This is a genomic window from Chitinophaga pinensis DSM 2588 (assembly GCF_000024005.1).
GTDB classification, from domain to species: domain Bacteria; phylum Bacteroidota; class Bacteroidia; order Chitinophagales; family Chitinophagaceae; genus Chitinophaga; species Chitinophaga pinensis.
Window position 1 is genome coordinate 4,279,124 of record NC_013132.1, and the last position, 25,864, is coordinate 4,304,987.

At 47.0% G+C, this 25,864-nt stretch carries 16 protein-coding genes; 11 read left to right on the forward strand and 5 right to left on the reverse strand.

Annotated features, from left to right (window positions below; translation table 11 throughout):
- Positions 1 to 2 precede the first annotated feature (2 nt).
- Positions 3 to 911 carry an NAD(P)/FAD-dependent oxidoreductase gene (locus CPIN_RS17030; RefSeq protein WP_012791077.1) on the reverse strand — a complete coding sequence of 303 codons (909 nt, stop codon included), beginning with the start codon at positions 909 to 911 and terminating at the stop codon, positions 3 to 5.
- A gap of 585 nt (positions 912 to 1,496) precedes the next feature.
- On the opposite strand from CPIN_RS17030, the gene CPIN_RS17035 reads away from it, so the two are divergent.
- The 3 genes from CPIN_RS17035 to CPIN_RS17045 are packed head-to-tail and all read left to right on the forward strand — an operon-like array spanning position 1,497 to position 9,216.
- A complete protein-coding gene (locus CPIN_RS17035) occupies positions 1,497 to 3,728 on the forward strand; it encodes a hypothetical protein (protein ID WP_012791078.1) in 2,232 nt (743 codons plus the stop codon).
- A 34-nt stretch (positions 3,729 to 3,762) separates the two neighbouring features.
- The gene (locus CPIN_RS17040) at positions 3,763 to 5,727 is read left to right on the forward strand and encodes a caspase family protein (RefSeq protein WP_012791079.1); all 1,965 of its coding nucleotides are present in this window, start codon (positions 3,763 to 3,765) and stop codon (positions 5,725 to 5,727) included.
- Between the two features lie 6 nt (positions 5,728 to 5,733).
- Positions 5,734 to 9,216: a WD40 domain-containing protein gene (locus CPIN_RS17045; RefSeq protein ID WP_012791080.1), complete on the forward strand. Its 3,483-nt coding sequence runs from the start codon at positions 5,734 to 5,736 to the stop codon at positions 9,214 to 9,216.
- A 53-nt stretch (positions 9,217 to 9,269) separates the two neighbouring features.
- Here the strand turns inward: CPIN_RS17045 and CPIN_RS17050 are convergent, their stop codons facing one another.
- Together CPIN_RS17050 and CPIN_RS17055 are read right to left on the reverse strand one after the other, a co-directional pair.
- A complete protein-coding gene (locus CPIN_RS17050; RefSeq protein WP_245552115.1) occupies positions 9,270 to 10,292 on the reverse strand; it encodes a glycoside hydrolase family 43 protein in 1,023 nt (340 codons plus the stop codon).
- A 113-nt stretch (positions 10,293 to 10,405) separates the two neighbouring features.
- Positions 10,406 to 11,506 carry an NADH:flavin oxidoreductase gene (locus tag CPIN_RS17055; protein ID WP_012791082.1) on the reverse strand — a complete coding sequence of 367 codons (1,101 nt, stop codon included), beginning with the start codon at positions 11,504 to 11,506 and terminating at the stop codon, positions 10,406 to 10,408.
- Positions 11,507 to 12,082: 576 nt separating this feature from the next.
- On the opposite strand from CPIN_RS17055, the gene CPIN_RS17060 reads away from it, so the two are divergent.
- Positions 12,083 to 13,150 (forward strand): hypothetical protein, encoded by a 1,068-nt coding sequence (locus CPIN_RS17060; protein ID WP_012791083.1) that lies wholly within the window; start codon positions 12,083 to 12,085, stop codon positions 13,148 to 13,150.
- A 77-nt stretch (positions 13,151 to 13,227) separates the two neighbouring features.
- Here CPIN_RS17060 and CPIN_RS17065 read toward each other — a convergent pair whose 3' ends face one another.
- On the reverse strand, positions 13,228 to 13,713 hold the full coding sequence (locus tag CPIN_RS17065; RefSeq protein WP_012791084.1) for an Lrp/AsnC family transcriptional regulator: 486 nt from the start codon (positions 13,711 to 13,713) through the stop codon (positions 13,228 to 13,230).
- A gap of 139 nt (positions 13,714 to 13,852) precedes the next feature.
- Here CPIN_RS17065 and CPIN_RS17070 point away from each other — a divergent pair, with 139 nt between their 5' ends.
- The 7 genes from CPIN_RS17070 to preA are packed head-to-tail and all read left to right on the forward strand — an operon-like array spanning position 13,853 to position 23,196.
- Positions 13,853 to 15,310 (forward strand): CoA-acylating methylmalonate-semialdehyde dehydrogenase, encoded by a 1,458-nt coding sequence (locus CPIN_RS17070; protein ID WP_012791085.1) that lies wholly within the window; start codon positions 13,853 to 13,855, stop codon positions 15,308 to 15,310.
- Positions 15,311 to 15,337: 27 nt separating this feature from the next.
- The gene (locus CPIN_RS17075) at positions 15,338 to 16,690 is read left to right on the forward strand and encodes an aminotransferase class III-fold pyridoxal phosphate-dependent enzyme (protein WP_012791086.1); all 1,353 of its coding nucleotides are present in this window, start codon (positions 15,338 to 15,340) and stop codon (positions 16,688 to 16,690) included.
- Between the two features lie 48 nt (positions 16,691 to 16,738).
- Positions 16,739 to 18,262: an NCS1 family nucleobase:cation symporter-1 gene (locus tag CPIN_RS17080; protein WP_012791087.1), complete on the forward strand. Its 1,524-nt coding sequence runs from the start codon at positions 16,739 to 16,741 to the stop codon at positions 18,260 to 18,262.
- Complete coding sequence (gene hydA / locus CPIN_RS17085; RefSeq protein ID WP_012791088.1) at positions 18,246 to 19,628, forward strand: dihydropyrimidinase; 1,383 nt, start codon at positions 18,246 to 18,248, stop codon at positions 19,626 to 19,628. Before CPIN_RS17080 ends, hydA begins: the two co-directional genes overlap by 17 nt.
- A 40-nt stretch (positions 19,629 to 19,668) precedes the next feature.
- Complete coding sequence (locus CPIN_RS17090) at positions 19,669 to 20,535, forward strand: nitrilase-related carbon-nitrogen hydrolase (RefSeq protein WP_012791089.1); 867 nt, start codon at positions 19,669 to 19,671, stop codon at positions 20,533 to 20,535.
- Between the two features lie 20 nt (positions 20,536 to 20,555).
- Positions 20,556 to 21,917 (forward strand): NAD(P)-dependent oxidoreductase, encoded by a 1,362-nt coding sequence (locus tag CPIN_RS17095; RefSeq protein ID WP_012791090.1) that lies wholly within the window; start codon positions 20,556 to 20,558, stop codon positions 21,915 to 21,917.
- A 10-nt stretch (positions 21,918 to 21,927) separates the two neighbouring features.
- Complete coding sequence (gene preA, locus CPIN_RS17100) at positions 21,928 to 23,196, forward strand: NAD-dependent dihydropyrimidine dehydrogenase subunit PreA (protein WP_012791091.1); 1,269 nt, start codon at positions 21,928 to 21,930, stop codon at positions 23,194 to 23,196.
- 155 nt (positions 23,197 to 23,351) lie between these two features.
- On the opposite strand, the gene CPIN_RS17105 is transcribed toward preA, so the two are convergent.
- Complete coding sequence (locus CPIN_RS17105) at positions 23,352 to 25,859, reverse strand: phosphocholine-specific phospholipase C (protein WP_012791092.1); 2,508 nt, start codon at positions 25,857 to 25,859, stop codon at positions 23,352 to 23,354.
- Positions 25,860 to 25,864 lie beyond the last annotated feature (5 nt).

A 25,864-nucleotide genomic window follows, 5' to 3' on the forward strand; every position in this document is an offset into this window, starting at 1 on the left:
GCTCAGAACGACTCATCAATCAGATCCTTATTAGTGATCGCTCCCGTAAGCGTGCCGGTTGATACCGCATTCGCTACAGAACGCATCATACTGCTATTATCGCCACATGCATAAACATGCGGAACAGTCGTCTTTTGCATCGCATCCACCCGCAGGTATCCCTGTTCAGTCAGTTCACAACCCAGCTGCACAGAGATATCGCAATGCTGCGTAAAGTTAACGCGGGCATATAATGCCCTCAACGCAAAGGTACGCCCATCTTCAAATACAAGCTGACGTACATACCCCTTATCATGTTCCACCTTTGTAATGACTTTCTCCACTACCGCAATATTATGCTGTGCCAGTTTCTCCATCTGCTCCGGTGTCAGTGTAGATGCCCCATTGGTAAAGATGGTCAGTTCATCCGTCCAGTTGGAAATAAGTTTACCAAAATCAAACGCCATATCGCCATTCGCCAGTATCCCCGTTTTCTCCTGTTTCACCTCATAGCCATGACAATACGGACAATGTATCACCGATATCCCCCAACACTCCGCAAAACCAGGAATAGCAGGTTGTTCATCAGTAATCCCCGTAGCAAAAATCAGTTTGGTCCCGGAAAAAGTATCTCCCTTATCCGTACCGATCTCAAATCCTGTTTCCGTCTTCACACCGCGTGTCGCCAATCCGGTATAGAACTGCACCGTATCATATTTCAGTACCTGTTCTTTCCCGATTGCTGCGATCTCCGCAGGCGTACTGCCATCCCTTGTCAGAAAGTTATGTGAATGCGGCGTTTGTCTGTTACATGGTTTCCCGCTATCAATAATCAATACCCTGCGTAATGCACGCCCCAAAGACATCGCTGCTGCTAATCCGGCATAACTGCCGCCTATGATGATTACGTCAAAATTATTTTTCCCTGTCATTGCTGTTAATGTTGTTCTGCTGTTTGTACTGAAAATTTCACCAGGAGGAACAAAGGTAAGGTAAAATACTCTTAAAGTGCATCGTTGTTGCAAATAATAAACGATATTTCTTCCCGTTTATTTTTGCTGATTTGACTGTAGTGCCTACCGGGAACCAATGAGCGGTCGTAAGAACAATAATATAATTTGCGTATTGCGAAAATATATTTACTTTTCGGTACAAATAACTTTTGCTTAACCTCTTCTTTATTATAACCTCAATTACCTATTAACTGAAGAATTGCCACAATAAATTTTGAACTAAGAGACATTTTCTTGGGAAGATGTGAGTATCAACCAGATATGGATGTATTAGTCGCGCGCACAAAGACACAACGATATGTCGCCACAGCAAATCAATGCCCATGTGTAAATAAGCAGAAAGAAAAGTGACAACTGAACGGTATCGTTACTACACCTGTAATTTGTCTGATGTATGCATGGCATAGATCAAAAGAAATACTGTCTATAGACAACAAAAAGATCCCGATATATCTTTTATAAAACATCCTTTATATCACTTTTAACATGAGTTCAATTTCCTCTATGAAACGAAGATTAATCATCGTCAGTGTGTTCCTTTTATCCTCAATCATCGCCAGCGCACAGATTGCCTTTTATGATGCTGAAAAACTAGTACCTTTTGCAAAGATCAGTACACTGGATGTTGACCAGACTAAGGCAGTAGCCGCCATACTAGCGAACTATATGCCAAAAGGTACCCCGAATGACGCTGTAGCTATCATTGCTGCGTTTAAAGCAAATAATGGATTTGCAAAGGGACTATTTAATACCTCGGTCACAAGAGGAGATAAGGCCGTCTCGATGCCAGAGTCTGTAGGTGGTGACTTGATGAGTGCTATCGGAGGTATTGACGTAACTAAATTTGCTACCGGCTTAGCTGAATTCATGATCAATCGCAGTAAACAGGAATTGACAATTGCTTTCTTCGACAGATTCAAAGAATTTGGAAAGAAAAACCCCGAGTTTGGAGCGCTTTTCCCAATAACCTACAATAATCTCAGTAATCTCCTCGCTTATCAGTATCCGGAAATGTTACCTGCCCTGCGTTCCGGATTTTTCGAGGATATTAAAGCATTGACCTATCACCTGGATGACCTGCTGGCATTGCCGAAGTACCAGGCCCTGTTGAAGGACTTGCCGGAAGTCGCCGTCGTAGTCAGATACATTGCACTCATGCATGATATGGAGTCCGGTGCTAAAGGTGCAGCAACTGTACTGGAAAACATTGCTGCTTTTCCGGAATGGGATCAGATTAAGAATAGTAATAAATCTGCAGGATGTAAAAATTTCGGCGCTGCATTGACGCTCGCCAATGTTTTTTCCGGTAGTTTACGGGCGAAACAAACACCCGAAGACACTACAAGTGCCTGGGTTACCGAAAAAGAAGTGAATGCCATGCTCGAAGACGAAACCAGATTTAAGATTTATCTGGCATTAGTACTACAGGATACACGTAAAAAGGATGTTGTCTTTTTTAATGGAAGTGATCGGATGCCTTTCGCAGACATGATGAATAAACAGAGTGACAACGCGATCATTCTCTATACCCAGGTGAAGGAGTTTATTACATTGGCCAAAAAAGTAGACGTCGCTTTTGCTGATTTCAAACGGAAGGAAAGTGAAAAGGTGAAAATAACTAACGAAGACCATAGTAATTACATCAGCGTCGCAATAGATGTAATGGATTATAGCCTCGGCATTGCCAAGCTATTTGATGATCGTATTCCGGTTGACAGCTACACTAAAATTGCCACATCTGTCAATAATTTATATAAAAGCATTTACACCAAACAGTATAGCCAGGCAATGTCAAACGCTATTACAGTCCTGGAAGAAATACCTGGTCTGATAGGAACCGCTGAAAGCGATCGTCAGCTGCGGATGACGGATTCACTGCTGACCGTTTTAGGCGCTGCAAAGAAGATTGACAGGAATGAGATCAGCCAGTTGAAAGAGAAACACCTGAATCTTGTGGATAGCCTTATAGAAGTGTACAGGGTAGAAAGGGTCAACAGGGCAAAGACCAGCGTTGCGGGAAGTGCCGAATTGATGACGATAGACAATGTGCTGTCATCGCTGAAAAGAGTGAAAACCTTATATGCCTTTAAAAAGAACTATAGCGACGTGCTGTTTCGCATTGCCCGTTATGGCATGTTCATGGCCAATGTTGTAAATGCAACTTCATCAGAAGAAGTGGCGAAGCTGATCGAAAGCACCGTATTACCCGTAGGTAGTTCCTCCATCAAGAAGAATTCCGCATTCAATATATCCGTACAGGGATACCTGGGCGCTTTCCTTCGCCTGGAAAAGGGAAAAGATAAGACTGTCGGAGGTGCCTGGAACGATCAGTTCGGGGTGACTGCTCCAATTGGTATATCCCTTAATTGGGGATTGAAGAATAATTGCGGCAGCCTGGGTATATTTGCCGCACTGTTTGATATAGGCGCAATCGTAGACTACCAGCTGAAAAGAGATTCTGTACCCAGTTCCGGCACCTCAGATGAAGCAGTCATTAAAAAAGATTATTCCGTAAAACTTGGTCAGATAGTGTCCCCTGGATTATATCTTGTCTATGGCGCATTTAAGAATATCCCGCTTTCCCTGGGTATTGGCGGACAATACGGCCCCGGATTGGGGAAAGTAAACGTGGATAATACAACGGTTGTAAATAGCCCCAGCTGGCGGTGGAATGCATTCCTGTGTGTAGATATTCCATTCTTTACGCTGACAAACAATAACAGGTCGAAGAAATAGTTTCATTCCATTTCACTTGTCATTATACCCCGTCATGAAACATCTGCTATTGGTAATATTACTGCTCGTTGCAGACACATTGTATGCACAGCAACCGCCCAACCGCCACGCACTGATCATTGCCATCGGCAATTATCCTCCAAATGGCTGGGCACTGCTGAATACAGCCAATGATACGACACTTATCAGGACCGTCCTGCAGCGCCAGTCCTTCAGAAGCGCAGATATCAGCATACTGGTCAATCAAAAGGCCACTATCGAAGGTATTGATAGTGCATTTGGACAGTTGATCAAAACAGTTACGCCGGGTGATGTAGTATTCGTAGCATTTTCTTCGCATGGGGAACAGGTGGAAGATGATAATCGTGATGAAACAGATTGCCTGGATGAAAGTATCGTAACATATAATGCCATATTGCCGGAAAACGCAGATAAAAAAGACTATCCCAAAAACCAGTCACAATTTCTGCGGGATGACAAAATAGGCGAATACCTTCGCCGTCTGAGAAAAAAAGCAGGAAAAGATGGAGATGTCGTTTTTTTTATAGACGCTTGTCATTCAGGCACCGGCGCCAGATTTAAAAGCGGAGTAAGGGGAGATCAGCCTCCCCTTGTCTCCGCTACTTTTAAAGAATGTTCCGGAAACACAACAGATACTACGCTGATAGTAGATGGCCCCCAACGAAATAATGACGCCAATATGGCCAGCTTCGCCGTATTCTCCGCATCGCGCGCAGAAGAAGTTGCAGTGGAAGTGGAAAATGGTGATGCGGAAAAGGTAGGTCCCCTGACATTTGCGATGTGCAGCGCACTCAGTACACTGGGAACAGCTGTTACCTACGGTTCTTTTTTCAGTATCATTGAAAGCAATATCCAGTCCATAAATCCCGGGCAACACCCCGTTTTTGAGGGCAACAGCGAAAACCGGCTCTTATGGGGCGGCAGATATGTCCCTAAACCCACCTCTTTTGAGATTGCACAAGTGCTGGAACCCGACAAAATACTTGTCAAAGGAGGCGCATTAGCCGGCCTTGATAGTGGGGCCTTGGTATCGCTGTATCCCTATAATACCGTCGATACAACAGCGGGGCAACTCATACAAAGAGGGCGCGTTGTAAAGGCCGATCTATATCAAAGTATTGTTCAACTGTACGGAAAAAATAACAATGGGAATATGCAGGGATGGATATTTTTGAGTACGCCCGTATTCAGCCAGCGCCCTGTCAGCATCAGATTGTCAGGGTATTCCCGTAAGGAAGCCGAAGAAATAAGGAATACCTTCGCAGGCTGGCCCCTGATCGGTTTTAAAGATTCCGCAGACCTCATTCTGGTTAAAGGACCCTCCCGTGATAGTCTCGTAATTGCCGCCACCGGAATGTGCTTTGGTACGATTGTCCCCGCAGTAGCACATAAGGACAGTCTTAAAGCAATCGTCAACCGCTACCTGCAGTATGCATTCCTGGCCGGATTGAATATCACGGATCCTATCGTTGATCCCGAAGTGAAACTTGTCAGGTTGAAGAATGGAAAAATCGATACCGCATCCGCATATAACAAGATAAACGGGACCTACCAGTTTTCAAAGACAGATGCGATATTGGTCTGGGTGAAAAATCACAGTACAGTGCCCATTTATATTAACCTGATCGCCCTGCAGCCAGATGGTGTGATCGCTCCGTTATTTCCCAATAAACAGCTCGATAATCCCATCTACTCGTCAGATCTGCAGATACCCGCACGGGGAGAGCATATCTTTACCGAATATATTATAGAATTTGATCCGCCATTTGGTACACAGATCTTTAAACTGTTTGCCAGTAAACAAATGCTTGATCTGGAATACCTGGCAGGATTCAAAGGTCTTGCCACCAAAAGCAACATGCCGGTGCTGGAAAAGATATTCAATTATTCCTACGAATTAGGTCAGAAAAACAAAGCATCCCTGAGGGGACAGACTGAGGGCGTTATACAGAGCATTATGCTTAACATCAAAGATTAAGGTAGTATGAAAAGAAGCCTCCTTTTCGCGATCTTACTATTCTCTGGAAGTGTAATGGCGCAGCGTCCCAAGCTGGTTTTGCCAATCGGACATGCTGGTTTTATCAATGATCTTTCCTTTAGTAAGGATGGTAAAATGGCAGTCACGGCAGGTTCTGACCGGACGGTCAAAATATGGGACGTGAATACAGGGCTGATACTGGCGGATTGTCAGGGGCATACAGAAACAGTTAATGAAGTAGAGTTCAGCCCGGATAATAAGTGGATAATAAGCGCTTCGCAGGATCAGACCGCCAGGATATGGGAGGTGAGCAGCGGTAAGGAAAAACTAAGGCTGAGAGATAAATATAGTATTGAGCATGTATCTGTTAATTACGATGGCTCCCGTATTATCACAACAGCTGTCAGTGACTATATCCGCTTATGTGACGGCAAGACCGGAGACTTCATCTGTAATCTTCTCGATGGTAAGAACTTCTGGAATGTTGAATTTAGTCCAGATGGCAAGCTTGTGGTTGCTTCCAGCTTCGATGATTCCGTGTATATCTGGGACGCATCCACCGGCGTGCCGCACACGATCATTAAAGAAAACAGCCTCTTCGCTCATTTTAGTCCGGGAAGCGATTTGATTGTCACAGGTGCCGTTGATTCAAGTGTTCACATATGGGATGTCCGGACAGGTAACCTCGTTAAAACCTGCCGGGGCAGCAGGGCGAGGTTAAGTGACGCAACATTTTCAAGTGATGAAAAACAACTTGCAGTCGTCACGACAGAAGGTGATGTACAATTGTGGGATGTGTATACGGGAAAACTTATTGCCGACTGGCCCGATGTCGGACTAAGACCTACATCGATCGAATTTGTGCAGCACGACAAACAGTTGTTGTTGTCCACCAAATTTGAAGCAGCTATCCTCTTGGATGCCCGCTCAGGAAAGATACTGCAGTCATTTGATGCGGACCTGGTCAGGTTTAGTCCCGATCAGGAGAAATATGCAGTGGTCGCACAAGCACAGGCTACTATCAGGAATGTAAATGACAGTACTAGCTACACCTCTTTGCGCGGTCATGTGTCATGGTCCGTGTATGCTTCATCAGATACGGCGAATAAACATATTGCAGTATGTTATGGAGATGGCTCTTTGCGTGTCTGGAGTCTGATAACAGGTATGCCGGAATTATTGCTGGCAGATACTGCTGCCGGCATTACCAGAACTGTTATCAGCCCGGATGGCCGGACAATAGCAGGATCCTCACAGTATGGAACCATCAGCGCCTGGGATCTGGCATCCGGGAAGTTGCTATATAACAAAAAATGCGCAGAGAAGCGTATAGGCTCCATGGTCTTTTCGCATGATGGAAAACAGTTATTAATCGGCTCAGGTCATAAAGCCGCTATTGTAGACGCGAAAGATGGCGCTATACGCAGAAACTTTGATCTGCACCGCGATATTATTTATGCAGTGGCCTTCAGCAGGAATGACAGCCTGGTGGCTACCGCTTCGCAGGACAGTACGGCCAGGATATGGAATGCCCGCACCGGAGAAGTGATCAGGGAAATAACGTGCAGCGGATGGGCCCTAGGGGTGGACTTTAGTCATAATGCCAGACAGCTGCTTGTGGTGGCTGACAACGAAATATGGGTTAAATCCGTACCAGGAGCCGCCACCATTATGCATATCGCATTGCCCCTCAGCTATGGGCTGACCGGCGCCGTGTTCTCCAATGATGACAAGTATATCATTACAACAGCAGAAAGCGGATTTGTATGTATCTATAATGTCAGCACCGGCAAATTGTTACATGAATTGCACGGTAGTACGCCTGCTGCGATCGCGACGGAAACAAGATCAGACAATACCATGGACGCCCTGGCACTAAGTCCGGATGGCAACAAAATTGCCACAGGAAGAGGAGATGGAAGAGTTGAAGTATGGGACATCCATACAGGTAAAGCCCTGTTCCCATTATTAGGACATACTGATTATGTACATTTTCTTTCATTTAGCGCCGACGGAAAGTACCTGACCAGCTTATCCAAAGACCGCCGGGCCTTCATCTGGGATATTAAGAAAAGGCAGGCATTGTATAGCTTCTTTCCGGTTGACAGAAGCGGTTTTTTAATCCAGGATCCGGAAGGGTTCTATCGTTGTTCTCATGATGCAGCCAAACTACTGCACTATGTAATACCGGAAAATACCATTTTGGGGTTTGATCAGCTGGATATACGCTTTAACAGACCGGATATCTTACTGGCAAGAACAGATCCCTCAGATACCGCATTAATAGCCGCTTATCATCAGGCTTACCTGAAGCGGATCCGGGACCTGCGTATTGATACCACGCAATTCTCCGATGACTATAGTTTTCCTGCTATGGAAATCACCAATCGTGATAGTATTAATTTTCTGCAAAATGTGGATACCGTTCAGCTTGACTTATCTGCAGAAGATGATGACCAGGACCTGTCTTCAGTAAATGTCTGGGTAAATGAAGTGCCCATATATGGCGCAAACGGTATGGCCATCACCTCCGCGGAAAAATCGACGTTCGATACAACGCTTACCATTACGTTATCAAATGGCGTCAATGTCATTGAAGCTGCCGCCATGAATAAAGGTGGTATCAGCAGCTACCGCTATCCCAAAGTGGTGACATATCATCCGCCTGTTGCCCCAAAGGAGAAGGTGTTTTTTATAGGTATCGGTTGCAGGCAATTCAGGGACACTGCCAATAACCTTCAATGGAGCGTCGCCGATGTACAATACCTGGCAGATACACTCAGGAAAAAGCTGGGTGACAACCTTGTCATCGATACCCTATTCGATAGCCACGTGACACTGGAACGTGTTAGGCAACTCAAAGAAACACTGAACAGATCAGCTGTAAATGATAAGGTGATCCTGGTATACTCAGGGCATGGTTTACTCAGCGGACAACAATATTTTCTGTCCACCTATGACGTTAACTTCGACAATCCCGCTTCAGGTGGACTGCCCTACGAGGAGCTGTACGGCTTGCTGGACAATATTCCGGCAAGGAGGAAGCTTTTACTGATCGATGCCTGTAACAGTGGCGAGCTAGATACCACTTTACTGGCGCAATACCGGGAAAAAAAGGAATCCTTAGCCCGGGATAGTATTTTTTCCGTTGAGGGTGTAAAAGGACCTAAAGTCAGAAATATCGGACCCCGTCGTCTGGGCATGGAAAAGTTATATGAACTGACGCAGGAACTATTTGTAGATGTAAGAAAAAGCAACGGCGCGAATGTAATAGCAGCATCTTCTGCATTCCAGTTTGCCAAAGAAGACAATAGTCTGAAACACGGCGTATTCACCTTCAGCATCCTGGAAGCATTTCGTAATAATGACACCCTCACACTCAGCCAGTTAAAAAAAATAGTGGAGAAACGGGTACCTGAATTGACAAAAGGACTGCAACGGCCAACCTCCCGGAATCAGACGATTAATGGCAACTGGATCGTATGGTGAGTCATGGACACACAATTGTCTATAGTCCCGGGTAGAGCTGCCAGGCGAATTATTTACCACGCACTCCTCAACCGTGCCATCTCTTCCGCAGTCACCGGCATCACGGTCCCATGCCGCGGATGAAAATCAAGTGACACATCTTCATCTATCGCCTTGAAGGTTTTAAAATCAGTCGTCTTAGTAAACTGATACCGCCCGCTGGTATACATATCATACATCAGAATATAACCACTACCGTCATTCAGCCTGAAAGTACCCGCACCCTCCACAGGTTTATCCGTCTGCTGCACATAATCATTGCTTTGCATCTTATACCCAGTTGTCAGCCGTTCAGACACCGCAATCTTGATCCCCGGACGCCTGTCTTCCGTTTTAAAGAACAGGTAAAATTTACCATCCTTTTGCTGAATATCACCATCAATACAAGCCGCCTGCTCCGGATTAAAAAACAGTTGTTTGGGTTCACCCTCCAGATCCGTAAAGTCTTTATTCGCATAAACGTACACGATTTTATCCGGCTGATGACCATATTTCGTAGAAAAATAGATCATGTATTTTTTCGCCTGTGCATCATAGGTCGTCTGTGGCGCCCACACACGCAGTAAACTATCCTGACCGGCATATTTTGTCTGTAGATTGATCGCTGTTGAAGTCCAGTGTATAAGATCACTTGATCGCATCAGCACAAGACCACGATTACTGTTCCACCCTTTAGCAGATACCATATCCGTGGCCACCATGTAAAAGGTCTTGCCGTCCGCTCCCCGCAAAATATGCGGATCACGCACACCTCCCGTCTCACTGATATCCGTAGATCTGAGCACAGGCTGATTCCCGTTCAGTGCCTTGAAGTGATAACCATCATCACTCAGCGCAAAGCAGATCTGTTCTTTGCTTTTATCGTTCCCGGTAAAGTAGGTGAACAGATAACCACTATACACGGGTTTTGTCTTATTTGTACCACGCCGTTGCGCAGGGGAGGAGAGGGCCATCCCTATGATCATAACAAAGAAGAAAACAATACGGATAAGCTGGCATTGCCGGCTAAAAAAGCAGTTGAAGGAGATTTTCATCATGGAATCAGTATTGAACAAAACAGATTATTACTGTCAAATGTACAATAATATATGAGGAAACAATAAAGGCGCTGCAGTCTCCCGCAGCGCCTTCGTTAACAACAAATATACAACTATAGCAATTGAGCCAATGCTTCTTTGGAGAAACCTTTTAATTCACCGGTTCTCTCGTCTTTAATTTTCTTTACCCAATCGGAGTCAGCCAGTAATGGTCTGCCGACAGCCACCAGGTCGAAATCACCTCTGTCGAATCTGCGCAGCAGTTCTTCCAGCGAACTAGGTTCTGAGCTCTCGCCTTTGAACGCCGCCAGGAACTCACCATTCAGTCCTACAGAACCTACGGTGATGGTTGCCTTACCGGTCACTTTTTTCGCCCATCCGGCAAAGTTCAGATCAGACTCCTCAAATTCAGGTTCCCAGAAACGGCGCTGTGAACAATGGAAGATGTCAATACCAGCTTCAGCCAGCGGTTGCAGCCATGCTTCCAGTTCTTCCGGCGTATTGGCCATTTTACCATTGTATTCATACGGTTTCCACTGGGAAAGACGAATGATCAGCGGGAAATCTTCACCTACACGCTTACGCACTTCTTTAATCACTTCCACCGCAAAACGGGTACGTTCTGCCAGCGATTTACCACCATATTTATCAGTACGATGATTGGTCTTGTCGGAGAAGAACTGGTCGATCAGGTAGTTATGTGCACCATGTATTTCAACCGTATCAAATCCCAGTCTTTTGGCATCCGCTGCTGCATCGCCGAATGCTTTAATGGTATCGGCAATGTCTTTTTCTGACATCGCATGACCATTCGTATTTTCTGGTCTGTTCAATCCTGACGGACCTTCAAAAGGCGTCAGCGGCGTCCAGCCGGAATGATGGTTATCCATGATACCCTGGTGCCAGATCTGAGGACCCATAGCCCCGCCGGCAGCATGTACCCCATTGATCACTTTCTGCCAGCCACCCAGGGAGATATCGCCATGAAAACGAGGAATGTTCGGATCTGCAGAAGACGCCGGACGGTTAATCACCGTACCCTCAGATAAAATTAATCCCACTTCTCCTGCAGCACGACGCTGATAATATGCGGCCACATCGTCTCCCGGTACGCCGTTTGGTGAAAATGACCTCGTCATAGGGGCCATTACGATTCTATTTTTTATGTTCAGCGATTTAAGGCTGAAAGGCTTAAATAAGCTCAGATTACTCATGTTTGTCCATGTTTATATTTACGTTGTCTACGGATCTCTGATGCAAAGATATCGGAGAATTCCGAAATGCCAATAATAATTTACCTCCGGCTGACCGTCCGCCCGTCGCTGAAAGACGGGTATTTCTCCCCGAAACCCCAGTGTTTCTTCGATCTCAGGGCTGATTTGTACCATTAAAACGCCATTATACCGTCATTAGGCCGTTATTTCTCCGTTCGGGAACGAAGAACTTACGGCTTAATAACGGTATAATAAGGGGATAATACGAAGAAATGACCCGGAACAACGGACTACATAAGGGCTTTATTGAATGTGAGTTTAAACTTTGATTTATCGTAAAAAAAATGTAGTTTGGTATAGAGGATAATAAGCCCTAAAACAACATTAAAAAAGTCCTCAGACGGAAACAGTTAACACCCCAAAAAATCACATGTAGATGAATTCCTCCTCATCCCCCGTTATGCGTCACGCATACGCGCATACGCAGTTGTTACAATTGCGTGAACAATCTTACAGGACAGATTGCGTTATTACGCAAAGAACTCCGTATTTTCAGCACCCTTAAAAACGCTTAGCATGAAATCAACAGAAGAACTGCATCGGGAGAACGAAATGATCCGGGACCTGCTGAAGAACGGAATAGAAGAGCTGTTACTGAAGATCCCCGGTGTACACCACGTCAGTATTGGTTTGAAAGAAACCGCCGGCCGTGTTACAGACCAGCTTTGTATCCGGATCTATGTGGAAGAAAAGAAAGACCACAGCCAGCTGCAGGCGCATGAAGTGCTGCCTTCCGAGATCAATGGCATCCCTACGGACGTGAACATGATTCACGGTTTCCGGGCCTGCCTGGACGAAAATAAGTATCGTCCCGTAAGAGGCGGCATCCAGATCACCAACCGGATTATCATCCGTGACGAAGAAAGCTTCGGTACAGAAGTCGCACACGGTACCCTGGGATGCCTGGCTAAGAGAAACAAAGACGGTAAACCGGTATTACTGAGCAACTGTCATGTGCTCATGGCTAATGCCGCTAAAGTAGGAGATAAGGTCTATCAGCCCGCGCCGGCCGTCATTCCCGAATTATCGGATAAAGAACTGCCGTTTCATCCCACGGATGATAAAAATGCCATCGGCCGGATTGTAAAAGGTATCATCAATGAAAGAGTAGATGCCGCTATCGCAGAAGTAGACGATACGGCTATTGGTCAGTCAGCTGGAAACGAGATCAACGGACTGAGTATTGACGGTATGCCCCGGTACAATGGCATCGTCGGTATGGGTGTCGCACTCGCAGGTCAGATCGTTTTTAAGGTAGGAGAAGTCTCCGGACGGACAGAAGGCCGGGTCGTAGACATCAATTATCCCGCTACCACCTTCCCGATAGAAGGTAAGGAACACACCTTCAGGGGCCAGATTGCTATCCAGCCGGTCGATCCTACGCACCATTTCTCTGAAAAAGGAGATTCAGGTGCCGTGATCGTCGATAAGGAAAGCCGGATCATCGGACTGATGTTTGCAAATAATGGGAATGCCCAGCCACAGATCACGCTGGCTAATCATATTGCAGATGTGACAGAAGAAATGGATATCAGTATTCAGCTGTCCCCGGTCGTGGCAGGCGCCGTACAGAGAATAAATTAGGAATTAACAATTAGGAATTAGGAATTGCTCGCAACAATCTTCGCTGCATTGAATTCCTAATTCCTAATTGTTAATTCTTAATTCTTCAACAACCCCAGGTCCGGCTGTGCATACTTATAAACTTTAAAATAAAGCGTAGTCTTCGTCTGATACACCCCCTCCAGTTTAGACAACTCATTTACAAATTCCAGCAGGTGATCATTATCCCTGCACATCACATTTACTTCGAGATCGTAAGCCCCGGAGGTCATTGCCAGAAAACTCACTTCCGGCATAACGGCAATCTGCTGCGCCACCGCATCTTTTAAGGTAGCCGGTCTCACATATACCGCAATGTGCGCATAGGAATGGAATCCCACCTTCTCCGGATCCACCCTGCCCACAATATTAATCGTCCCTTCTTCAATCAGCCGATTAAAACGCGTACGGATCGTACCGATAGATACATGCAGCTTTTCAGCGATGACTGTAAAGGAAATCCTGCCGTCCTGCTGCAGGTAAGTCAGAATAGAGAAATCCAGGTCGTCGAGGGGCGTTTTGTCGGCTGATTTAGTTTTTCCCATTTCTCTTTAATATATAGGTGAGGAGTTAAAAGGACAACGTACAGAAATGTTAGAAAATACATACTAAATGTACAGATTTTTCAGTAAATTAAGGGTATCGTATAAAAAATGCACCCATAACCCAAACTCCCCAAAGCATATGAAGTACGAACGGGTCAGGAACTTTGTTAATGGAAGTTTTAAAGAAGTATCATCTCAACGGACGTTGCCTGTAATATCACCAACAGACGGTTCCTTGTTAGCTGAAATGCCATGCTCCACCGCCGCCGATCTGGAAGAAGCCGTACAGGCAGCCAAAGCTGCATTTCCGGGCTGGAGTAAGACGCCTATCAAGGAAAGAGTACAGGTATTCTTTCGTTATAAATATCTGCTGGAACAACACCTGCAGGGACTGGCCGCACTGGTCAGTGAAGAAAACGGCAAAACCATGAGTGAAGCCGTGGCTGAAGTAGAAAAGTGTATCGAACTGACAGAATTTGCGACTTCTTTACCGCAACTGATCGCGGGTGAAGTACTGGAAGTAAGTGCCGGTGTGGAGTGCAGAACTTCACATGTACCATTAGGTATAGTCGCCTCGATCGTACCCTTCAATTTCCCTGCGATGGTGCCTAACTGGACCATCCCGAATGCCATCGCCCTGGGCAATTGCCTGATAATGAAACCATCGGAAAAAGTACCGCTCAGTCTGGGGATCATTGCCCGTTTACTGAAAGAAGCAGGTCTCCCGAATGGTGTATTGAATATTGTCAATGGCGACAGCGAAATTGTCAATGCCATCTGTGATCATCCGGATATAGCAGCAGTCTCTTTTGTAGGCTCTACAAAGATTGCCAGGATAGTATATCAGCGTGCCACACAGCACCTGAAACGTTGCCTTGCCTTGGGCGGCGCCAAAAATCACTTACTGGTATTACCGGATGCGAAACCTGGTATGACCGCACAGAACGTGGCCGCTTCTATGAGCGGTTGCGCCGGACAGCGTTGTATGGCCGCATCTGCCATGATCGGGGTCGGCGCCGTGGATCATATCGTTGATCTCGTATGCGAAGAAGCAAGAAAGATCGTACCCGGACAAAACCTGGGTGCCGTCATCAGTAAAGAATCAAAGGAAAGGATCGAAAAATATATTACTGAAGCCGAAGCACAAGGCGCCCGTATTCTTGTAGACGGTCGGGGTGTGCAGGTAGCAGGTAAAGAAAACGGTACTTATGTTGGCCCTACCGTGATCGATTATGTAACCGCTGATATGGCGGTCGCTCAGGAAGAAATCTTCGGACCTGTTATCAGTATCATGCGTACCGAAACCGTAGATGAAGCGCTCCGCATTGAAAATGCCAACCCCTACGGCAATGCGGCTTCGGTTTTTACACAGAACGGAGGGATGGCCCGCTATATAGCAGAAAGGGCCAGCGCCGGTATGATCGGTGTAAATGTAGGTGTGCCCGTTCCCCGCGAACCATTCTCTTTTGGCGGATGGAATGAAAGTAAGTTCGGCGTTGGTGATATCACCGGAAAAAGCTCCATAGAATTCTGGACCAGGTTGAAGAAAAGTACGACCAAATGGAACCCTGAAGAAGGCGTTAACTGGATGAGTTAACATTATTGACTACAAAAAATGGCACTTATGCCGGAAGCTAAGACATTATCACATGCCCAGGAGATTATCCAGGACAACCTGGATTATACATTGTTCTCGTGGAGCAAACAGAAAGGTATCAGCCCTATCGCGGTGAAATACGCAGCCGGGGTATATCTCTATGACTATGATGACAAACGTTATCTGGACTTTTCATCAGGACTGATTAACGTTAACATCGGCCACGGTCACCCCAGGGTGACTGCGGCCGTTATGAAACAGATGCAGGAAGTCAGCTACGTTACGCCGGGATGTGTGACGGAAGCGCGTGGACAGCTGGGACGGAAACTGGCTGCAATCACACCAGGCAATCTGCAAAAAACACTGTTTACCGTATGTGGGGCCAGCGCAATAGAAAATGCGGTGAAGCTGGCCAGACTATATACCGGCAGACATAAAATCATCGCCCGCTATCGTGCCTTTCACGGTGCCTCCTACGCGTCTATGACCGCCGGAGGCGATCCGCGTAAACTGCCGCATGATGCGCAACAGGCGCCTAACTTTGTGCATGTGGAAGATCCATACTGCTATCGCTGCCCCTTCGGAAAGGAGATCACTTCCTGTAACCGCGAGTGTGTCAGCCATGTGGAAAGGGTGATCCAGTTTGAAGGGCCGGAAAATGTAGCCGCCATACTCATGGAAGGAGAAAGTGGTTCTTCGGGTTGTATTAAATATCCGCCGGACTATCTGCAAAAAATCCGGGCAATCTGTGATAAATATGGCATCTTGCTGATCATGGATGAAGTCATGAGCGGCTTCGGCAGAACTGGTAAATGGTTTGCCAGTGAACTGCACGGCGTAGTACCCGATATGATCGCTACCGCCAAAGGAATTACCGCCGGATATATCCCTTTGGGTGCTTTGATCGTTAGTGATACAATAGCAGCTCATTTCGATGATAAAACACTCTGGCTGGGACTGACCTATTCCGCCCACCCCGTCGCCTGCGCAGCAGGTGTGGAAGTGCTGAAGATCTATGAAGATGAACACCTGATAGAAAATGCCGCCGATATGGGCATGTACATCGAAAGAGAGGTAGAAGCCATGAAACTGCATCACCCCTGTATCGGCGACTTCCGTAATACCGGACTGCTGGGATGTATCGAACTGGTAAAAAACCGCGAAACAAAAGAACCGATGGTACCCTTCAACGCCAGACCGGAAGAAATGGCGGTCATGAACAGGGTCGCCGCAAGACTGAAACAACTGGGAATGTATGCCTTCGTACGCTGGAATTATGTATTCATCGCACCACCGCTGAGCATTACCAGGACGCAGGTAGACGAAGGACTGGCCATGATAGATGATGCACTGTCTATTGCAGATGAATATGTGACCTGATAATATACGGCCCTGGCCAATCTCATAAATACCTGTAATCCGACCTACATGACAGACCACGAAGACATCAGCCAAAATGTATCCCGCTCTGCACTCTACAGTGAAGACCTGGCACCGGTACCCGCTTCCGCAAGGACCTGGAATACCTGGAACTATGCCAGCCTCTGGATCAGCATGAGCCTGTGTATCCCTACCTATATGCTGGCCAGTTCACTCATTGAAGGTGGTATGAACTGGTGGCAGGCCATCCTCACCATCTTTGCCGGTAATACGGTTGTACTGATCCCTATGATCCTGAACGGACACGCCGGCGCTAAATACGGTATTCCTTTTCCCGTATTTGCCAGGGCAAGTTTTGGTACCAAAGGCGCTAATATACCCGCCATGTTACGGGCCATCGTCGCCTGCGGATGGTTTGGTATCCAGACCTGGATCGGCGGTTTTGCCCTGTACCAGATGTTACAATTATGGATACCCGCGCTGGCGACAATGCCCGCCATATTTCCGGCTTCCTTCGGATTGGCAACTGGTCCGGCCATCTGTTTCCTGCTTTTCTGGCTGCTGAACATGTATATCGTATACCTGGGCATCGACAGTATCCGCAAATTACTGGTCTTTAAAGCTATTTTTCTGCCGGTAGCCGTACTGGCCCTCCTGTTCTGGGCAATTAACGCTGTAGAAGGCGGATTAGGCCCTATTCTGACACAACCTTCCCGCTTTACCTCAGATGCCGCTTTCTGGGCATTCTTCGTACCCGGACTGACAGGTATGGTCGGCTTCTGGGCGACACTGTCCCTGAATATTCCTGACTTCACCCGGTATGCCGTCAATCAACGGGCACAGATCAAAGGACAGGCTTTGGGATTACCTCCTTCCATGACCCTGTTTTCTTTCATTGGGGTAGTCGTGACTTCTGCCACTACCATCGTATACGGGACTACCATCTGGGATCCGGTTGTACTCGCCGGTAAGTTTGAAAATAAAATACTGGTAAGCATCGCGATGATCGCAGTGGCTATTTCCACGCTGGCGACTAACATCGCCGCGAATATTATCAGTCCGGCGAATGACTTCGCCAACCTCGCTCCGCAGAAAATCAACTTCCGCACAGGCGGTTATATCACCGGTATCATCGGCATACTTATTTTCCCCTGGAAATTAGTCGCTGATCCTACCGGGTACATCTTTACCTGGCTGGTGGGTTATTCCAGCTTATTGGGCCCCGTAGGGGGCATTATGATCGCCGATTATTACCTGGTGAGAAAACAACAACTACAGATGACTGCACTATACGATCCGAAAGGACAATATAGTTTTACCAATGGTTTTAACCGCTATGCCATGCTGGCCCTGATATTGGGCATCGTCCCCAATATCCCCGGTTTTCTTACCACCATCAAACTTATTCCACCGGATGCAGTACCGGCCTGGATCACACACTTATACAGCTATGCATGGTTTGTAGGTTTCTTTGTGTCAGGCATCAGCTATTACCTCATCATGCGTTCTTATAGTATCATTACCACTACCGGAACCAATAAACAGGGAGTCAATTATGTCACTGCTGATTAAAAACGGAAGGGTTATTACCGCTACAGACGATTACCAGGCAGATATACTGGTGCAGGGAGAACAGATCGTTGCCATCGGAAAAGAGCTGCCCGCCGGCGACGCTCAAGTCATCGATGCAACCGGTCTGCTCGTGATGCCGGGAGGCATCGACCCGCATGTACACCTGGATATGCCCTTTATGGGTACCTTCTCCAGCGATACGCATGAAACAGGTACCCGCGCCGCCCTGCATGGAGGTACCACTACCGTCATCGACTTCGTATTACAGAAACAGGGACATTCTCTGCAGGAAGCATTGGATGAATGGAACGGCAGAGCCAACGGAACGGCTGTAGGAGATTATAGCTTTCATATGGCCGTAACTGATTTCAATCCGGCTACCAAAGCGGAAATAAAGACCATGGTAGAACAGGAAGGCATTACTTCCTTCAAAACCTTTATGGCATACAAAGGGGCATTGATGATCGACGACCGCCAGATGACCGATCTGATGCAGGAGGTACGGCAGCAGGGCGGTATGGTCACCGTACATGCTACCAATGGCGACGTGATTGATTACCTGGTGGCAAAACACCTCGCAGAAGGAAAGACATCTCCGCTGTATCATTATCTTTCCCAACCGGAAGTGACGGAAGCCGAGGCGTCTGCCCGTTTTACCGATCTGGCTAATTACACGGGTTGCCCTGGCTACATCGTACATATGACCTGCGAAGGCGCACTCAATGCCGTACGTAATGCAACCCGTAGAAACCAGAAAGTATATGTAGAAACCTGTATCCAGTATCTGCTCCTGGATGCATCAAAATATGAGCAGGGCTTTGACAGCGCGAAGTGGGTTATGAGTCCGCCATTGCGCGAAGCGAAAGACCAGGAAACACTCTGGGCAGGTATTAATCAGGGTCTTGTAAACATCGTGGCTACAGATCATTGTCCGTTTATGTGGGAACAGAAACTGATGGGGAAAGATAACTTTGCAAAGATCCCTAATGGACATCCTGCTATCGAAAACAGGATGGAACTCCTCTTCAGCGAAGGTGTCAGCAAAAACAGGATCAGCCTCAATAAATATGTTGAGGTGGCCTGTACCAATCCTGCGAAGATCTTTGGCATGTTCCCGAAAAAAGGAACAATCTCCATCGGCAGTGACGCTGATATTATGCTCTTCGATCCTAAGGAACAACATACTATTTCAGCAGCCACCCATCATATGCGGGTAGATTATTCCGCTTACGAAGGCTGGCCGCTGACAGGCAAGGTGAAAACCGTGCTGCTCAGAGGGAAAGTTGCCATTGATAAAGGCGAGTGTCTCGTACCCAAAGGATATGGACAATTCATAAAACGCAATAAGGTCAGCGGAAAAATCTGATCCTTGCCACTGACCATTCATTACCCTAAAACAGATCCCCATGTCGCGTATTATTAAATCAGGATTGATTCAGATGAGCTTACCCAAAACAGAAGGCGAAGGTACCATTGAAGAGATAAAGGAAGCGATGATTCAGAAACACATTCCCCTGATAGAGGAAGCCGGAGAAAAAGGTGTACAGATCCTTTGTTTACAGGAAATTTTCGACACCCCTTATTTTTGTCCGGGCCAGGATGCCAAATGGTATGCTTCTGCTGAAACAGTACCTGGTCCTACAACCGAACGCATGGCCGCCTATGCAAAGAAATACAACATGGTGATCATCGTACCGATCTACGAAAAGGAACAGGCAGGCGTATTATACAACACCGCCGCTGTGATCGATGCAGATGGTACCTACCTGGGCAAATACAGAAAGAATCATATTCCGCATACTTCGGGCTTCTGGGAGAAATTCTTCTTTAAACCGGGTAACCTCGGCTACCCCGTGTTCCAGACGAGATATGCAAAGGTAGGTGTCTACATCTGCTATGACCGGCACTTCCCGGATGGCGCACGGATACTCGGACTCAATGGTGCAGAGATCGTATATAATCCGTCGGCAACAGTAGCCGGTCTGTCACAGTATCTATGGAAACTGGAACAACCTGCTCATGCAGCTGCCAATGGTTATTTCATGGGCTGTATTAACAGGGTAGGAGAAGAAAAGCCCTGGAATATAGGTAAGTTTTATGGGTCTTCGTACTTCGTGGATCCCCGCGGACAAATATTCGCCAGTGCTTCCGAAGACAAAGACGAACTGCTGATCGCCTCTTTCGACCTCGACATGATAGACGAAGTCAGGAATGTGTGGCAGTTCTTCAGAGACCGCCGGCCGGAAACCTATGGTAAACTGACGGAGTTATAAGTTTCATTTAAATCACCTATATGGCAGTACGCAATAACAGATTGACTGCTGAGGAATACGAACAGCATTTCAGCGATATACATCCCCCGTTTGAAACAAGGGATGCGGCAATGGTAGATGCCAACCGCTGCCTCTTTTGTTATGATGCCCCCTGTACAAAAAGTTGCCCCACAGGGATCAATGTGCCCAAATTCATCAAACAGATCACGACAGATAATCTCCGTGGAGCGGCCTATACCATCCTTTCTTCCAATATTATGGGCGGCGGATGCGCAAAGGTTTGTCCGGTAGAAAAACTCTGCGAAGGCGCCTGTGTGTACAACCTCAGGGAGGAAGAAGCGATTCCCATCGCCCGGCTGCAGCGTTATGCAACGGAAAAGGCCATTGAAGAGAAATGGCAGCTGTTTGAAAGGAAAGTCACTATCGGGAAAAAGGTAGCCGTGATTGGTGCTGGTCCTGCCGGACTCAGTTGTGCCCACGCACTTTCCCGCGAAGGGGTAGACGTGACGATCTTTGAAAGAGAAGAAAAAGGGGGCGGACTGATGACCTATGGCATCGCCGCTTATAAAGTTACGCCACAATTCTGCTGCGACGAAGTGGATTTTATCACCTCACTGGGTGGGATAAATATTCAATATGGGAAGGAACTGGGAAAGGATATAACGCTGGATGAACTGCAACAACAATATGATGCGGTATACCTCGCTTTTGGCGTCGGACTGGCACGTCAGCTGTACATCCCCGGTGAGCAAATGGAAGGCGTGGTAGATGCCATCAGTTTCATTTATGATATCCGGAACAATGGTTATCCTACGGTACCTGTAGGCGACCAGGTGGCCGTCATCGGTATGGGTATGACCGCTATTGATGCGGCCACACAAGCCAAACGATTAGGCGCAAAAGAAGTAACACTGGTCTACAGAAGAACACAGCAGGAAATGCCCTGTACAGAAAGCGAAATGAATATCGCCTTACTGGACGGCTGCAAGATCGTCTGGCTAGCAGCACCAGCAGAGATATTGGGAGAAAATGGTAAAGTGACGCAATTAGTGTGTCATATCGTGCAACTGGAACCTGATGCAAACGGCCACAGACAACCCGTGATCACAGCAGAGAAAATAGTATTGCCGGTGGATATGGTCATCAAGGCCGCCGGACAAATGCCTTACGAGCAACTGGTACATGACTATCAGCTGCATCATAACAATGGAAAGATCAGTGTAACGGCGAATAGCATCAGTAGTGTCACCGGTGTATTTGCCGGCGGTGACTGTGTCAATGGAGGCAAGGAAGTGGTAGACGCCGTACAGGCAGGAAAAGATGGCGCAAAAGCAATTTTACAGTATCTGCTGGACGGCGGACAAGCCGGCAACAGCCTTTAAACTTTTTCCTATGGCAGACATATCAGCCAATTTTCTGGGTATCAGATCGCCAAATCCTTACTGGCTGGCGAGCGCTCCTCCGACGGATAAAAAGATCAATGTGCTCAGGGCTTTTGAAGCCGGATGGGGAGGGGTAGTCTGGAAAACACTGGGCAGTCAGGTGAAGAATGTCTCTTCCCGTTATTCTTCTGTTGATTACAACGGCAGTCGCGTGATGGGTTTCAACAACATTGAACTCATCAGTGATCGTCCGCTGGATATCAACCTGAAAGAAATAGCAGAATGTGTGCGCCTTTTCCCGGACCGTGCCATGATCGTATCATTGATGGCCGACAACAACCGGGAAAGCTGGCATGAGCTGATCAAAAAGGTAGAAGATACCGGTGCACATGGCCTCGAACTGAACTTCGGATGCCCTCATGGCATGACCGAGAGAGGGATGGGCGCGGCTGTCGGACAAGACCCCGAAATAGCAGGCCGCGTAGTAGCGTGGGTCATGGAAGTTGCCAGCATACCTGTGATTACCAAATTAACCCCGAATGTACATTCCGTAGTACCTACGGGACGAGCGTCTGTATTAGCCGGCTGCCATGCATTATCCCTGATCAATACCATTCAATCTGTTACCGGTGTCAACCTGGATACTTTTGTCCCTAATCCCAATGTCGGCGGACAATCCACCTTTGGTGGCTATTGTGGTCCGGCAGTAAAACCCATTGCCCTCAAAATGCTGACCACCATCAGCCAGGATCCGGTTACTTCACGGGTGCCCATCTCCGGTATCGGTGGTATCAGTACCTGGAAGGATGCCGCAGAATTTATGTTATTAGGCGCTACTACCGTACAGGTCTGCACAGCGGCGATGCGTTACGGTTTCCGCATCATAGAAGATCTCTGCGACGGACTGAATAACTGGATGGATGAAAAAGGCTTCCGCACAATCGATGATTTTATCGGTCGTTCCGTACCAACACTGACGAGCTGGGAGGAACTGGATATCAATTATCATATTGTCGCTAATATCAACCAGGAAAAATGCATTCACTGTGGATTGTGCTATATCAGCTGCGAAGATGGTTCGCATCAGGCCATTAACCTGGCATATGGCAATCCTTACAATACTTATTCGATCAAAGAGGAAGAATGTGTAGGCTGTAACCTGTGTAAACTGGTATGCCCCGTAGATAATTGTATTACAATGGTAGAACAACGGAAGGGAGAGGAGTATGTGAACTGGAAAGAATTCCAGCAAAGAGGGATGCCGTTGAATGACCACTGACTCAATTAGGAATTAGGTAATTAGGAATTAGGAATTGGTGAGCCTTATCTCGCTAATTTTTTTCATTTCTATTTACATGCTTAATAGCGAAAAGCAATAAATGCAGCAGCTGCATATTATGACCAATTCCTAATTCCTAATTGATAATTCCTAATTTATACTGTTCTTCCCATCAGCGGGTCTGTCACACTTGCCTTACCCGTCTCCACGTGTCCGGCAAAACTCTCTGCCAGCAGCGTACCCGGCACACTTACTGTATAATCATACCACTGATGACTTTTCGCTAAGTTGAGGATGACTTTCGTTGTTTCCTGCGGAGCGATACTTCTTTTGATCGTGGTGTTTTTATAGCTGTTATCCCTGATCTCTATTGAAATCGCACGGCTATCGTTGTTGGTGATAGTGACGATGATATTACCGCTCAATGCTGCATTACCTTTCTTGCCTTTTTCGTAACTGCTGTCTATTTTAATCAGCGGATTGTTCCGGTCACCTGCAAATTCACGATAGAAACCATTCGGTGCATATACACGCAGGTGATATCTGCCATTCTCAAATGCGGATACATCCCAGTTGTCCGTCAGGGTATCACCGGCAGCGGTGGCATATTGCCAGGTGCGCAGTGCTTCCTGCTGATAAGGATTCATCGCATATACCATGAATGGAGCGCCGGCAGCTTTATCGCCGAAGGCTGTATTATCTGCCTGAAAACTGATCGCAAACTTGTTCTGCTTTTTCTCATACACTCCGTTTACCAGCAATTCATACGGAACGGCGCAGGCATTGCGGGTACCTTTTTCCTGTTGCGGGAAATAAGCCGACTGTGCATGGTCTTTATTGATCTGTGCTATTTCGGTAGCAGAGAGTGCCTTGAAATTGGCAGGCGCATCTTTGAACTTCGCACTATAGATCTTTTCAAGGAATTCCTGTTTGTGCAGGAATTCAGGGGATTCGATCTTTTCACCGTTGTAAGGTCTGAACGCGGAACTAAGATCGCCGCAGACAGTTCTTCTCCATTGCGTGATATTCTCTTCCTTTACCTGTTTGTTGAATTTCTTCGCGAGGAAGTTTTCCAGGAATTGCAGAGAAGAGGTATGATCGAAGAGTTCAGAACATACATAACCGCCTCTTGACCATGGCGAAGCGATGATCATCGGTACACGATACCCCAGACCAATAGAGCTTTCCCTGATACGGCTAGGCGTAGCAGAAGGGTTGGTCTGCTGGTCTTTCAGTACAAAGTCCATTTTAGGGTCTATTCCCTCTGACACTTTACCTGCGTTCTCCTTATAAGGGTTAGGTACTGCATAAGGCGGAACGTGGTCAAAAAAGCCATCATTTTCATCATAGGTGAGAATGAAAATGGTCTTCTTCCATACTTCCGGATTCTGCAACAGGATTTCCATTACTTCATTCACATACCAGGGACCAAACCAGGGTACACCCGGATGGTCGGAGAAGTTGGCAGGCGTCATCAGCCAGGAAACAGTCGGCAGGGTACCATTTTTCACATCCTCTCTGAACTGGTGCAGGATATCTCCTCTAGGGATGTTGAGCTCCCTGTCGGTACCAGCATCTTCATACTTCATGTTCGTGAGATCATGGAAAGCAGGATCATTACTGTTAACAGTGAAAGCTTTTGCATTCAGTTGTTTCTGCTCTTCCGGCAGCTTGTTGTAAGCTTCCATGGTGTAGGTCAGCTTATCTTCCTCGATCTTCGCCAGTACTTTCTTTGCAGCTGCCAGTTTCATACTGTTATCATTTGCAGGATCTTTCTCTAACGCAGCGATTTCTTTCAGTATATTGGCTTTCTTCAGATCGAGATTGGCGATACTACCGGGGTGCAGGCGTACATTGAACTGTTTGTAGTATTCCAGTACGTTGGTACCGAAGTTACTCAGCCAGGCGCTTTCGTCTCCTTTCAGACCGTAACCCATGGTCAGCTCATTCTGGTATACTTTCCAGGAGATACCGTTTTCCTGCAGGCGCTCCGGATAAGTTTTCCAATCCAGTTCCGGTGTAACGTAGTTGTTTACATTCCAGAGATGCGCTACACCTTCCGGTGTATTTTTTTCCCTGACAGTACCGGTCATCCAGTAGTGACGGTTAGGATGCGTGCCGGTGATGCTGGAACAGAAGTTCTGATCGCATACGGTGAATGCATCTGCCAGTGAATAGTAGAAAGGGAAATCGGAGCGGTCGCAATAGCCCATGGTAAGCGGCGTCGCTACATATTCTTTATTGGAGGCTTTCTTTACATCCAGCCAGCGGTCATATTTACCATCGTTACGCGCATCGGTCTGGTCTGTCCAGTTGTGTGGCGTGGATCCCATCCAGGGCACTTTCGTGTCTTTGGTGTTCAGCCGGAAAGGTGCGTAAGTCTGTCCTTCCTTGTTGGTTTGCAACCATACCTTGTTCTGGTTGCTGAGGCGGATGGCACGGGGATCATTAAATCCGCGTACACCCTGCATCATACCAAAAAGGTGGTCAAAGGAACGGTTTTCCTGCATCAGGAACACGACATGCTCCGCATCATAAAAAGTACTGCCGGGAGCAGGATTAAGGGCTAATGCTCTCTGAATAGCCGGCGGCATGGCGTTGGCAAGAGCAGCACTACCTGATAACAGTGCTGCTTTTCTTAAAAATTCTCTGCGGGTATCCATATATC